At 66.4% G+C, this 13,380-nt stretch carries 10 protein-coding genes; 9 read left to right on the top strand and 1 reads right to left on the bottom strand.

The window, feature by feature from the left end:
• Window positions 1–2: 2 nt before the first annotated feature.
• The 3 genes from AB6M95_RS00120 (at window position 3) to AB6M95_RS00110 (ending at window position 3,830) form a co-directional block, all read left to right on the top strand.
• On the top strand, window positions 3–1,577 hold the full coding sequence (locus AB6M95_RS00120) for a DHA2 family efflux MFS transporter permease subunit (RefSeq protein WP_371384693.1): 1,575 nt from the start codon (window positions 3–5) through the stop codon (window positions 1,575–1,577).
• Window positions 1,578–1,637: 60 nt separating this feature from the next.
• A complete protein-coding gene (ybaK, locus tag AB6M95_RS00115; RefSeq protein ID WP_371384692.1) occupies window positions 1,638–2,102 on the top strand; it encodes a Cys-tRNA(Pro) deacylase in 465 nt (154 codons plus the stop codon).
• Between the two features lie 114 nt (window positions 2,103–2,216).
• Window positions 2,217–3,830 (top strand): aldehyde dehydrogenase family protein, encoded by a 1,614-nt coding sequence (locus AB6M95_RS00110; RefSeq protein ID WP_371384691.1) that lies wholly within the window; start codon window positions 2,217–2,219, stop codon window positions 3,828–3,830.
• Between the two features lie 141 nt (window positions 3,831–3,971).
• Here the strand turns inward: AB6M95_RS00110 and AB6M95_RS00105 are convergent, their stop codons facing one another.
• Window positions 3,972–8,270 (bottom strand): cadherin-like domain-containing protein, encoded by a 4,299-nt coding sequence (locus tag AB6M95_RS00105; RefSeq protein WP_371384690.1) that lies wholly within the window; start codon window positions 8,268–8,270, stop codon window positions 3,972–3,974.
• A gap of 579 nt (window positions 8,271–8,849) precedes the next feature.
• Between AB6M95_RS00105 and AB6M95_RS00100 the strand changes: the two genes are divergently transcribed.
• The 6 genes from AB6M95_RS00100 (at window position 8,850) to AB6M95_RS00075 (ending at window position 13,294) form a co-directional block, all read left to right on the top strand.
• Entirely contained in the window at window positions 8,850–9,281 is a 432-nt protein-coding gene (locus AB6M95_RS00100; protein WP_503366743.1) for a PPC domain-containing DNA-binding protein, read from the top strand.
• A gap of 4 nt (window positions 9,282–9,285) precedes the next feature.
• The gene (locus tag AB6M95_RS00095; RefSeq protein WP_371384688.1) at window positions 9,286–9,879 is read left to right on the top strand and encodes an ECF transporter S component; all 594 of its coding nucleotides are present in this window, start codon (window positions 9,286–9,288) and stop codon (window positions 9,877–9,879) included.
• Window positions 9,880–9,895: 16 nt separating this feature from the next.
• On the top strand, window positions 9,896–10,714 hold the full coding sequence (locus AB6M95_RS00090; RefSeq protein WP_371384687.1) for an energy-coupling factor transporter transmembrane component T family protein: 819 nt from the start codon (window positions 9,896–9,898) through the stop codon (window positions 10,712–10,714).
• Between the two features lie 67 nt (window positions 10,715–10,781).
• A complete protein-coding gene (locus AB6M95_RS00085; protein ID WP_371384686.1) occupies window positions 10,782–11,606 on the top strand; it encodes an alpha/beta fold hydrolase in 825 nt (274 codons plus the stop codon).
• Window positions 11,607–11,609: 3 nt separating this feature from the next.
• Window positions 11,610–12,473 (top strand): energy-coupling factor ABC transporter ATP-binding protein, encoded by an 864-nt coding sequence (locus AB6M95_RS00080; RefSeq protein WP_371384685.1) that lies wholly within the window; start codon window positions 11,610–11,612, stop codon window positions 12,471–12,473.
• Complete coding sequence (locus AB6M95_RS00075) at window positions 12,473–13,294, top strand: energy-coupling factor ABC transporter ATP-binding protein (protein WP_371384684.1); 822 nt, start codon at window positions 12,473–12,475, stop codon at window positions 13,292–13,294. Before AB6M95_RS00080 ends, AB6M95_RS00075 begins: the two co-directional genes overlap by 1 nt.
• The last annotated feature ends 86 nt before the right edge of the window (window positions 13,295–13,380 follow it).

Genomic DNA, 13,380 nt, shown 5'->3' with positions numbered 1-13,380 from the left:
CCATGAGCATGTACAAGGACCCGGAGCACATGTCTCCGGCCGAACGGTGGACCATAGCCTTCACCGCGGTCTTCGGCGCCTTCATGTCGGTCATGGACACCAGCGTGGTCAACGTGTCCATGCCGCACATGATGGGCAACTTCGGCACGGACCTGTCGGCCATCACCTGGGTGGCCACCAGCTACTCCATCGCCGAGATCATCATGGTGACCATGTCCGGCTGGTGGAGCACGCTGCTCGGGCGCAAGAACTTCTACCTGGCCTCGTTCGCCCTGTTCACCATCGGCTCCATCCTCTGCGGCACGGCCACCACCTTCCCGCAGATGATCGTCTACCGGGTCATCCAGGGCATCGGCGGCGGGGCGCTCATTCCCGTGTCCCAGGCCATCCTGCGCGAGACTTTTCCCCCGGCCCAGCAGGGCATGGCCATGGCCCTGTACGGCATGGGCGTGGTCCTGGCCCCGGCGCTGGGGCCCATCTGCGGCGGCTGGCTGACCGACGCCTGGGGCTGGCCCTGGATTTTCTACATCAACGTGCCCGTCTGCATCCTGGGCATGCTCCTGACCATGCGCTTCGTCCACGATCCGCCGTACCTGCGGCGCGGCATCCGCTCCGTGGACTGGCTCGGCATCGGGCTGCTGACCGTCTGCCTGACCGGCATGCAGGTGGTCCTGGAGCGCGGCAACGACGAGCAGTGGTTCGATTCCTCCATGATCGTCTGGTGGACCGTGGCCACGGCGGCCTCCCTGCTCGTCCTCGTCTTCTGGGAGCTGAAGAGCGACGAGCCGGTGGTCAACTTCCGGGTGCTCAAGGACCGCAACCTGGTCCTCGGCTCGATCATGGGCCTGGTCTTCGGCATCTCCCTGTTCGGGACCACCTTCGTCCTGCCCCAGTTCACCCAGAAGATTCTCGGCTACCCGGCCTTCGAGTCCGGCCTGGTCCTGGCCCCGCGCGCCGCGGTCCTGCTCGTGTTCATGCCCGTCGCGGGCTGGGCTTTCCAGCGGATCGGGGCCAAGCCGCTGCTCTTCGCGGGCATCGGCATCATCATCATGGCCTATTACCAGCTCATGCAGCTCTCCACCACGGCCGGGTACCTGGACCTCATCCCGCCGCTGCTGATCATGGGCGTGGGCATGCCGTTCATGTTCGTGCCCCTGTCCACCATCTCGCTGATCTCCGTGGACAAGAGCCTGATCACGGACGCGTCCAGCATCTATACCCTGACCCGGCGGGTGGGCGGCAACATAGGCTACAGCCTGGCCGCCGTGCTGCTCGACCGGGGCGTGGCCATCCACCGCGTCCACCTGACCGACCACATCAGCGACCTGAGCCAGGCCACCCAGGACTACCTGGCCCGGTCGGTCCAGGCCCTGCTGGCCAAGGGCGTGGGCGCGGCCCAGGCCCTGCCGCTGGCCCTGGGCCTGCTCGAAAAGAAGGTCATGCGCCAGGCCACCATGCTGGCCTACAACGACATATCGTTCGTCTTCGGCTGCCTCTTCTTCGTGCTCGTGCCCATGGTCTTTTTCGTGCCCGGACGGGCGACCATCCGCGCCCTGACCGGCGGACGGAAGAAATGATCGGGAAATCCGCCCGCGAGGACCTTGCGCGGACGGGCTCCATTCGATAGGAAACTGCCCATGACGCCTGCCATCAACGCGGCCAAGAAGGCCAAGATCAACTACACGGTCCACGAATACGAACACGATCCCGCTGCCCCGTCCTTCGGGGTGGAGGCGGCGGAAAAGCTCGGCGTGCCGCCGGAACGGGTCTTCAAGACCCTAGTGGTGGACGCGGGCGGCGGCCTGGCCGTGGCCGTGGTCCCGGTCCTGCTCATGCTCGACCTCAAGGCCGTGGCCAAGGCCCTGAAGGCCAAGAAGGCGGCCATGGCCGACGTCAAGGTGGTCGAGCGGACCACCGGCTACGTGGTCGGCGGGGTCTCCCCCCTGGGCCAGAAGAAGCTGCTGCCCACGGTCATCGACGAGTCCGCGCTGGACTGCGGGACCATGTTCGTCAGCGGCGGCCGCCGTGGACTGGACATCGAGCTCGCCCCGGCCGATCTGGCCGCGCTGACCCGGGCGTCCTTCGCGCCCATCGCCCGCTAGCCATTGCGCACGGGTTCCCGGCCTAAAAAGCGGTTGTCTTCCGCGCCCGCCTTCCATATTGTGTCCATCTGGACATAATAACATGCTCCGGCAAACCTGGAAGTCAGAGGCGTCATGAGCTCATCAACCACGTTATTTCCCGAAGAATCCGCCATCCCCGAACCGTTCCGCATCGACACCCCCCTGGAGGTCTCCGAGTATCTGCTCGAAGGCCGCATAGAGAAATGGGAGGGCGAGACGCAGCGGGTCGATTCCGCCATAGAGACCGCCGTTGAAGGCGTTTACGCCCCCAAACACCTCGGCTCCTGCCCGGTCATGGACGAGGCGGCCGGAGCGGCCGCCGTGGCCTCCACCAAGGCGGCCTGGAACAACGGCATGGGTTTGTGGCCGACCCTGTCCGTGGCCGCGCGCATCAAGCACGTGGAGGACTTCACCCACCGCATGATCGAGGTGCGCGACGACGTGGTCCGCCTCATGGTCTGGGAGATCGGCAAGCCGTACAAGGAGTGCTGCGTGGAGTTCGACCGGACCATCGAGTACATCCGCGACACCATCGACGCCCTCAAGGAGCTCGACCGGACCTCGTCGCGCTTTGTCATTGAATCCGGCATCTACGCCCAGATCCGCCGCGCGCCGCTCGGGCCGACCCTGTGCATGGGCCCGTACAACTACCCCCTGAACGAGACCTTCGCCACGCTCATCCCGGCCCTGCTCATGGGCAATCCGGTGATCATCAAGCCGCCCAGGCACGGCAAGCTGCTCTTCGCTCCGCTCATGGACGCGTTCCGCGACTGCTTCCCGGCGGGCGTGGTCAACCTGATCTTCGGCAACCGCAGGCTGGTCAAGCCCATCCTCGAGTCCGGCGTCGTCAACGTCCTGGCCTTCATCGGCTCCAGCGAGGCGGCCAACGCCATGCGCCTGCTGCACCCGAGCCCCAACCGGCTGCGCTGCATCCTCGGCCTGGGGGCCAAGAACGCGGCCGTGGTCATGGAGTCGGCCGACATGCAACTGGCCGTGTCCGAGGCCGTGTCCGGCAGCCTGTCGTTCAGCGGCCAGCGCTGCACCGCGCTCAAGATCCTCTTCGTCCACGAGAACGTGGTGGACGAGTTCATCCGCCGCTTCAACGAGGGACTCAAGGCCATGCCCATCGGCATGCCCTGGGAGGAGGGCGTGCGCATCACGCCCCTGCCCGAGCCGGGCAAGATCAAGTACCTGACCGAGTTGGTGGCCGATGCCGAAGCGCATGGCGCCAAGGTGGTCAACCCCGGCGGCGGGGCCGTGGACCGGACCCTGTTCCATCCCGCCGTGCTCTATCCGGTGAACGAGAGGATGCGCGTCTTCTCCGAGGAGCAGTTCGGCCCGGTGGTGCCCATCGTGCCGTTCAGGGACGTGGAGACTCCCATCCGCTACATCATCGAGTCCCGCTTCGGTCAGCAGATGTCCATCTTCAGCGACGACGCGGCCGAGGTGGCCTCCCTGGTGGACCCCATGGTCAACCAGGTCTGCCGGGTGAACGTCAACTGCCTGTGCCAGCGCGGGCCGGACGTCTTTCCCTTCACCGGGCGCAAGGACTCGGCCGAGGGCACCCTGTCCGTGGGCGACGCCCTGCGCTGCTTCTCCATCCGCACCCTGGTGGCGGCCAAGGGCACCCTGCGCAACAAGGCCCTGCTCTCGGACATCGCCCGCAACCACAAGTCCAACTTCCTGAGCACGGACTTCATCATGTAGCCGGCCGGTCCGCACCTGCGGGCAAAAGGGGAGAGGCTTGGAAGGATTTCTTCCAAGCCTCTCTTTTTTCGGTTCTTCGTTCCTCCACGGGGCATCCGGATTGCTCGCCATGCACCGGCAGGGAGGACCTGTCCGGAACGACTAGATCATGCTGTCGTTGCCGGAGTCGATGATGGTCTGGATGAGCTGGTTCAGCTCGGCGCTGTTGGTCAATTCCACCGTCTGATCTACCGCGTTGTGCACCGGGGCAACCCCCAGGAGGTTGACCGTGATGTCGTCGCTGCCGTCGATGTCGGAGAACACCAGGCTGACGTCGTTGCTGTTGGAGGTTATTTCCACGGTCGCCCCTTCCAGGTTGCCCAGCGCCAGGTGGTCGTGGTCGCTGAAGTCGGTCACGTTGACCGTGGCCGGGCCGTCGCCCAGGTAGACCGGGTCGATGACGATGGCGTCGTTGCCCGCGCCGGAGGAGACGGTGTCGCCGTCTGCCGGGAAGAGCACGTCGTTGCCGTCGGTCCCGGACAGGATGCCGGACCCGCCGGTGGCGCCGGTCGTGTTCACGTTCAGGGAGACCTCGATGGAGGCGGTGTCGGTCCCGCCCAGGCCGTCGGACACGGTGTACACGAAGGTGTCGGCGGCGCTGTGGGCCAGGTTCTGCCAGCCGCCTTCGCCGTCCACCGCCTCATGCGGGGTGTAGGACCACTCGCCGGTCTCGTAGATCTTCAGCGAGCCGAACTCGCCGTCCACGGTGTAGTAGTCGCCGTCCAGATCGGTGCCCGAGCCGGGGGCGTTGCCCGGCACGTTGGCGGAGTCGATGTCGGACACGGACAGCTCCATGGCGCTCACGCCGCCGCTTGCCGCCGCATCGTCGAAGGTCACGTTGTCCACGTCGAAGTCGTTGGCCAGCACGTTGCCCTCGGCCGTGCCGACGAGCAGGTTCTCGCCGCCGGTGACCGTGGTCAGGCTCTCCATGCCGAACGATCCGTCGGGGATGAAGACGATGGTGTCGAAGTCGAAGCCCAGGGTGATGTAGACCGCGTTGCCCACGTTCTCGTACATGACCGGATCGCCGCCGCCCACGGGGTAGACCCAGGCGTTGACGTGGTTGTTGCCCTGGGCGATGAACTCGATGCTGAACGAGCTCTGCGGATCGTCGAACTCGAAGGTGATCTGCTCGCGGCCGTTCAGGTCGTCGACCTTCTGGTCGTCGCTCGAGCCGTTGGTGTGGATGCCCAGGTGCTGGTTGTTGCCCCAGGTGGTGAAGCGGACATCGTCGATGGGGTCGCCGTTCGCGTCGAAGGACTCTGCGGTCACGGTGTAGCCGGGGCCGTGGATGACCGAGCCGGACACGCCGCTCCAGTCGTCGATGACGGTTTCCACGGTATTCGTGATGAAGATCTCGTGCGAGCCGTCATGGACCGCGACGGGCGAGTCGTTGGCCGGGTCGATGGTGATGGTCAGGGTGGCCGTGTCGCTGAGCGCGCCGCCCGCCTGGTTGTCGGAGACCTCGTAGGTGAACACGTCGCTCACCGGATTGTCGCCCACGTTCAGCGGATCGGTCACGTCCTTGTCCTCGACGTAGTGGTAGCTGCCGTCGTTGTTCAGGTACAGGGTGCCATACTCGCCCTCGATCACATGGTCGGTCGTGTAGGCGTCGCTCACGCGTGCCGGCGGGGTGCCGTCGCCCGAGTACTCGATGCCGGTTACGGACAAGTCGAGCGCCTCGTTGTCCACGTCGGTGTCGTTGGCCAGGACATTGCCCGTCACGTCGCCCGCCGCCGCGTCGTCCACCGCTTCGGTGAAGCGGTTCACGTCCACGCTCGCCACCGGCGAATCGTTGGCCCCGCCGATGGTGATGGTCAGGGTGGCGGTGTCGGTCCGGGGGCCGCCCGCCTGGCTGTCGCTGACCTCGTAGGTGAAGACGTCCAGGACGCTGGGGTCGTTGCTGTTCAGCCAGTCGGTCGCGCTCTTGTCCTCCACATAGTGGTAGCTGCCGTCGTTGTTCAGGTACAGGGTGCCGTATTCGCCCTCGATCACGTGGTCGGCCGCGTAGGCGTCGCTGACCCGCGCCGGAGGCGTGCCGCCGCCGGAGTAGAGGATGGAGGCCACGGACAGCTCCAGGGCCGAGTTGTCGATGTCCGTGTCGTTGGTCAGGATGTTGCCCGTCACGTCGGCCGGGGCCGCGCCGTCCACCGCCTCGGTGAAGGAGTTCAGGTCGACCGTGGCCACCGGGGAGTCGTTCGCGCCGTTGATGGTGATGGTCAGGGTGGCGGTGTCGGTCAGCGCCCCGCCCGCCTGGTTGTCGCTGACCTCATAGGTGAAGATGTCCAGGACGTTGGGGTCGCCGCTGTTCAGCCAGTCGGTGGCGGACTTGTCCTCGACGTAGTGGTAGCTGCCGTCGTTGTTCAGGTACAGGGTGCCGTACTCGCCTTCGATCACATGGTCGGCGGTGTAGGCGTCGCTGACCCGCACGGGCGGGGTGCCCGCGCCGGAGTAGAGGATGCTGTTGACCGACAGCTCCAGGGCCGTGTTGTCGATGTCGGTGTCGTTGGACAGGATGTTGCCGGACACGACGTTCGCCTCCGCCTCGTCCACCGCTTCGGTGAAGCCGTTCACGTCGAGGGTGGCGACCGGGGAGTCGTTGGCCCCGCCGATGGTGATGGTCAGGGTGGCGGTGTCGCCGAGCGCGCCACCCGCCTGGTTGTCGTTGACCGCATAGGTGAAGACGTCGGTCACGGCCGGGTCGTCGCTGTTCAGCGGGTCGGTGGCGGCCTTGTCCTCAACGTAGTGGTAGCTGCCGTCGTTATTCAGATACAGGGTGCCGTACCGGCCTTCGATTACATGGTCGGCCGTGTAGGCGTCGCTGACGCGCACCGGGGGCGTGCCGTCGCCGGTGTACAGGACGGAGGCCACGGACAGCTCGGGGGCCGCGTTGTCCACGTCGGTGTCGTTGGCCAGCACGTTGCCGGGCACGTCCGCCGGGGCGGCGGCGTCCACCGCTTCGGTGAAGCCGTTCACGTCGGCCTCGGCCACGGGCGCGTCGTTGGAGCCGATCACCGGGATGCGCAGGTAGGCGTAGTCGGGCTTCTCGCCGTCCCACATGGCGTAGCTGAAGTACTCGGTCGGGTTGTCGCCGATGTTCAGGGGGTCGGCCTTGGCTTGGTCCAGGGTGTATTCGTAGGAGCCGTCGGCATTGATGACCAGCGTGCCGTAGGTGCCGTCCACGGTGAAGTTGCCGTCGCCGTCCGGGGCGCCCGCGTACTGGTTGGTGCCGTAGCTGAAGATGCTGGTCACGCCCAGTTCGATGAGCCCGTCGGGGTCGGTGGGGAGCTGGTCCTTGTAGGCCGGGGGCAGATCCTCGTAGCCCACATTGTCGATGTCGGAGTCGTTGTGCAGGACGTTGCCCGCCGCGATGGCGACGCCGGCCACTTCGGTGCCCTGCTCGACGACTTCTGCGGACAGGTCGTCGAGGGCGTCGGGCGCGTCGTTGGCGCCGACCAAGGTGATGGTCAGGGTGGCGGTGTTGCTCACGTTGCCGTCCGGGTCCGTGGCCGTGTACTCGAACCGCTCGAGCACTTCCTGTCCTTGGCGCAGGGGGTCGGCCAGGGTTTCGTCCAATACATATTCATAGGAGCCGTCGGCGTACACGGTCAGGGTGCCGTACCGGCCGTTGACCTGGGTGCCGGTGCCGGAAACAGTCTCGGGGCCGGGGTTGTCGCCGTTGAAGTCCGGGGCGGGGAAGTCGATGGTGTTGATGGACAGCTCGGTCAGAGCGCCGCCCGTCTCGGGATAGTCGAGGTTGTCGCCGTCGAAGTCGTTGAGGAGCAGGTTGCCGTTCACGGAGCCGGACAGGCCCGGGCCCTCGTCATAGTGGCCGTTCTCGCCCCCGTCGCGGTTGGTGCCGCTCTCCACGATCCGGTTGACGTCGTCCACGGCCACCGGAGGAACCGGTGCCGGTCCCGCTTCGGGCAGGTCGGTCACGATGGGGTCGAGCGTGGGGAAAAGGTGCCCGTCGTAGGCGTCGCCCTGGCCGCCCAGGGCGTTCAGTCCGTCGAACAGGGTGCCGGGGTCGTCGTTGTATTCACCCGCGCCGGAACCGGAGGTGGCCGCGCCCGCCGCGGTCTCGATGTCCTGCTCGGTCACGGGCTGGTCGCTCTCGAAGGCGAAGAGATAGACCCCGCCCCCCACCTGCTGGCCGTCGAGCATCTCGAACACGGGCAGGGTGTTTGCCTCGGCCAGGGACAGGTAGTCCAGCAGGATGACCGTCCCGCCGCCTTCCACGACGATTTCAAGGTTGTTGCCGTTGCCGATGAACTCCGCTTGCGCGAGGTCAAAGGTAAACCGTACCAATGCGTCCGCCGTCAATCGATACGACGTGGACCGGCCCGCACCAGGCAGCGATACCTGGATGACCGGGCTTTGGGTGGTGCTGGTGTCGGTCATGATGTCCTCCCTTGAAGGTATGAAAATATGTCAAATTCGCGCTTGTTTTTCTGGTCCACCTAAATATACGTGGCGGAGGCAACCTTGGGCACGGATATAAATACTGTTAATCCATATGGTTAAAATGTGTAAAACTCGTCATAGACAGTTTCGATTGAAGCGGCTTGTTCGGATTGAGAAACCATAATTTCGGAGTTTGAAGGTCGGGTTTAAACAGGGATTTAAACATTGGACTGTGGAAAACAAAAACAGGAAGAATGAGTTTTGCACCGGGGTTTTTTTTAAATGATAATAATTATCATATTTGATTTACGTACTTATTTCACGAATGTAAAAAATAATGTGATTCGGCGGGAAAAAACGGCCGGTTGTTTCTCCACTCCCGCCCCTTTCGAGAGCGTCGCTTTTTGCCGTTGAGTTTTCCGCATCGCCCTGCGCGAGCGGAGGCGGGGCAGTGCCAAACTCCAAATAGATAAATTATATTGACAGAATTGAAGGGTGAAATAGTAGAAGGTGATCCAGTGGCCTCGCCGGGTTCTCCCGTTGCGGGACGGAAAATGGAACCGTTTGGGAGGAGCGATGATGGAGTCTCGGACAACGATGGCCACGGAGGCGACGCGGCTCGCGCCGGGGCAGGATCTGCTCGCGGAGCTGGAGCGGCTGTTTGCGGAAACCGGGGCCGGGGCGGGGTGCGTCCTGGCCTGCGTGGGCAGCCTGACCACGGCGGTCATCCGCTTCGCCAACCACCCGGAGTCAACCTCCCTTGCCGGGCATTTCGAGATCGTTTCGCTGACCGGCGTGCTGTCGCCGGACGGGGCGCACTGCCACATCGCCGTTTCCGACGGCGAGGGCGGGACCATCGGGGGGCACCTGATGCTGGGCTGCCGGGTCTACACCACGGCGGAGATCGTGGTCGGCCTGCTGCCCGGCGTGCGCTTCACGAGGCCGTTCGACCCGCGGACCGGGTACCCGGAGCTGGCGGTGGAAACCATGAAACCGGAAGAGGAGTAGGGGTATGCGTATTTCCGAGCAATTAAAGAAGGAATTCAGCACGTTCACCTTTGTGCTGATCGCCGTGGCCATCGTCCTGAACATCGTGGTGGGGCAGCTCGTCTCGCTGCTCAAGCTGCCGGTCTTTCTCGATTCCATCGGCACGGTCCTGGTCGGCGTGCTGGCCGGGCCCTGGGCGGGCGGCCTGACCGGCCTGCTGACCAACCTCATCTGGGGCGTGATCTCCTCGCCCGTGGCCGCCGCGTTCGCGCCCGTGGCCATGGTCATCGGCATCGTGGCCGGGCTGTGCGCCCGCTGGGGATTGTTCCGCACCTGGTGGCTGGCCATCGTCAGCGGCGTGATCATCACCGTGTTCAACTCCATCGTGGCCGTGCCCATCCGGCTGTACATGTTCGGCGGCATCACCGGCTCCGGCGGGGACTTCTTCACCGCCTACATGCTCGCCCTGGGCAACGACCTGTTCGGCTCGGTGGTGGTCATGGTCTTCACCTCGAACCTGCTGGACAAGGTGGTCACGGCCCTGATCGCCTGGGGCGTGGTCAAGGCCATGCCCGCACGGACCACGGCCCGCTTCCCCGGCGTGCAGTCGGTTTCCTAGCCGTGCCGCATCGTCCATGAAGGGTTCCCCCACGGGCACGACCCTCTTCGTCGAGGGCCGCTCCTTCGTCCATGCGCTCAACCCGCTGACCAAGCTGGCCTGGGTCCTGCTTGCCGGGGCCCTGGCCTACGGCGCGCCGTCGCTCACCCTCGCCGGGCAGTGGCTCGTCTGCGCCGCGCTCCTGGCCCTGAACGGCTGCCTGCTGCTTACGGCCGGGGCCGCGACCAGGGCGTGGGGGCTGCTCTGGCGGATCATGCTCCCGCTCATGCTCTTCATGATCCCCATCCACGGGCTGCTGTACCCCGGCAACCGCACCGCGATCGCGGTCTGGCACGGGATCGCCGTGTACCGCGAGGGGCTCGTCTTTGCCGGGACCATCCTGCTCCAGGTGGCAGTGCTCCTGTCCGCCTCCCTGCTCTTCGTCCTGTGCACCCATCCGGCGGACATGGTCACGGCCGTGACCCAGGCCGGATGGTCGCCCAAGCTGGCCTTCCTGGTGGGCAGCCCGCTGCTCATGCTCCCGGCCATGCGGGCGCGCGCGGCCACGGTCCAGGCGGCCCAGCGGGCGCGCGGCCTGGACTCCGAGGGCGGCTTGTTCAAGCGCGCCAAGGGACTCTTCCCCCTGGTCAAGCCGTTCCTGCTCGGCGCGATCATGGACATCGAGCAGCGCGCCGTGGCCCTTGAGGTGCGCGGCTTCAACTCGCGCTCGGCCCGGACCGCCTGGCGGGAGGTGCCCGATTCACCGGCCCAGCGGCGGTCCCGGTGGGCCATGCTGGCCGCCTGTCTGGGCATCGCCGCGTACTGGATTGTTGTAAAAATGGGTCTCGCCGCATAGGCTGCCCGGAACCGCCTTGCGCGGTGCCGGATTCGGACGCGTCCGGCAGAGGACAAAAAGGAGCCCCATGGCCGATACGGATTGGAATCTGCGACAGACATTCACCTTTCAGGGGCGGGATGTGGCCTGCGACGTGATGGGGCAGGGGGAGCCCCTGGTCCTGGTCCACGGCACGCCCTGGTCCTCGTTCAACCTGCGCCATCTGGCCCGGGGGCTGGCCGATTCGTTCCGGGTCCACCTGTTCGACCTCCTCGGCTATGGCCAGTCGGACAAATCGGACAACGACGTCTCCCTCGGGGTGCAGAACCGGCTCCTGGACGCCCTGATCGGGTTCTGGGGGCTTGAGCGTCCGTTCGTGGTCGGCCACGATTTCGGCGGCGCGACCGTCCTGCGCGCCCACCTGCTGGACAAGGCCGACTTTCGGAAGATCGCGCTCATCGACCCGGTGGCCGTTTCGCCGTGGGGCTCGCCGTTCTTCCGCCATGTCCGCGAGCACGAGGCCGCCTTTGCCGGGCTGCCCGAATATATCCACGAGGCGGTGGTCAGGGCCTACGTCGGGTCCGCCGCCGTTTCCCCCATCCCCGAAGACACCCTGGCCGGGATCGTCGCCCCCTGGACCGGGGAGGAAGGCAGGGCCGCCTTCTACCGGCAGATGGCCCAGGCCGACAGCCGCTACACCGACGAGGTCCAGGACCTGTATTCGTCCATTGAGCGGCCCGTGCTCATCCTGTGGGGCGGGAAGGACGCCTGGATACCGCCCGAGCAGGGCCGCCTGCTCAACCGGATGATCCCCGGCTCGACCCTGGTGGAGCTGCCCGGAACCGGGCACCTGGTCATCGAGGAGCAGCCGGACGCGCTGGTGCGCGAGATCAAGACCTTTTTCCTGAGCTGAGCCATGGTGTTGAACATCTCCCTCGACAACCTCGCCTACACCTATCCGGCGGCCGATCGGCCCGCACTGGACGGCATCACCTTCGACATCGAGGAGGGCTCGTTCACGGCGCTCGTCGGGCGCAACAACGCGGGCAAGACCTCCCTGTGCTACGCCCTGGCCGGGGTCATTCCGCACCTCTACGGCGGGGACATGGCCGGGCGGGTCCTGGTGGACGGCCTGGACACGCGGGAATCCGACGTGGCCGACCTGGCCCTGCGCGTGGGGCTGGTCATGCAGAACCCGGCCAGCCAGTTCTCCGGCGCGCGCTTCACCGTGTTCGAGGAGGTCGCCTTCGGCCTGGAGAACCGGGGCGTTCCGCGCGACCTCATGGCCGAGCGCGTGGAGCGGGCTCTGCGTCTGGCCGGGATAGCGGATCTGGCCCGCCGTTCGCCCGCGCAGCTGTCCGGCGGCCAGCAGCAGAAGGTCGCCCTGGCCTCGGTCCTGGTCGGCGACCCCGATGTCCTGGTCCTGGACGAGCCGACCACCTTTCTCGACCCGAGCGGCGCGGTCCGGGTCTTCGAGACCCTGGACGGCCTGTGCCGCGAGGGGCGCACCGTGATCCTGGCCGAGCACCGCCTGGAGTGGATCGCCCGGTTCGCGGACCGGGTCCTGGTTCTGGATGGCGGGCGCATCGTCCTGGACGGCCCGCCCGCCGAGGTCCTGGCTGCGCCCGAACTGGCCCGCATCGGTCTGTCCGGCAACCGCTACACCGAGGTGGCCCGGCTGGCCCGGGAGCGGGGGATGTGGGACGCGGACCGGCCCCTGGCGGCCACCCTGGAAAGCGCCGTGGCCGGGCTCGAAGCCGGACGAAGGAGGGGCCGCTGATGCTGGCCGAACTGCGCGGCGTGACCTTCGCCTATCCCGACGGGACCGAGGCCCTGCGCGACGTTTCCCTGTCCATCGGGGCCGGGGAGCGCATCGCTCTGGTGGGCCGCAACGGCTCGGGCAAGTCGACCCTGGCCCGGCACCTGAACGGGCTGCTGCGCCCGTCCTCGGGCGAGGTATGGTTGGACGGCAAGCCCACGGCGGACGTGCCCGTGGCCGTGCTGGCCGGCAGGGCGGCTCTGCTTTTCCAGAACCCGGACGACCAGATCTGCAAGGGGCGGGTGGCCGACGAGGTCGCCTTCGGCCCGCGCAACCTCGGCTTTTCGCCCGAACGCACGGCCGAGCTCGCGGCCGAAGCCATGACCCTGTTCGGCCTGGACGGGCTTGATGCGGCCAATCCCTACGACCTGGGATGGTCCGAGCGCAAGCGGCTGGCGCTCGCCTCGGTGGTGGCCATGGACACGCCCCTGCTGGTCCTGGACGAACCCACGGCCGGGCTGGACGCCTTCGAGGCCGGGCTGCTGGCCTCGGCCCTGGACCGGCTCGGCGAACAGGGCAGGGCGGTGGTGCTCATCAGCCACGACATGGATTTCGTGGCCGAGAACTGCGATCGGGCGGTCTGCCTGGAGTCCAGGCGGCTGCGTTTCGACGGCCCCGTGGCCGAGCTGTTCACCCGCGAGGAGCTGCTTGAATCCTGCGGCCTGCTGCCGTGCCAGGTGGCCCGGCTCTGCGCCCGGTTAGCGGTCCGTCCCGCCCGTTTCACGCCTGAGGCGTTCCTGGGCTGCCTGCGTCCGGGAGAAACGGCGTCCGGTCGGGAATAAACGGATGCGAAAAAGGTGCGCCGCACCCTCGCGATTTCTGTTTACCTCCCTGAAAACCGGGTATATGGGAGTGCCATTCTCGGGCG

The organism is Pseudodesulfovibrio karagichevae (assembly GCF_041414475.1).
Taxonomy (GTDB): domain Bacteria; phylum Desulfobacterota; class Desulfovibrionia; order Desulfovibrionales; family Desulfovibrionaceae; genus Pseudodesulfovibrio; species Pseudodesulfovibrio karagichevae.
The sequence above is the reverse complement of the archived record's forward strand: the minus strand, read 5'-3'. Positions and strand labels throughout refer to the sequence as shown.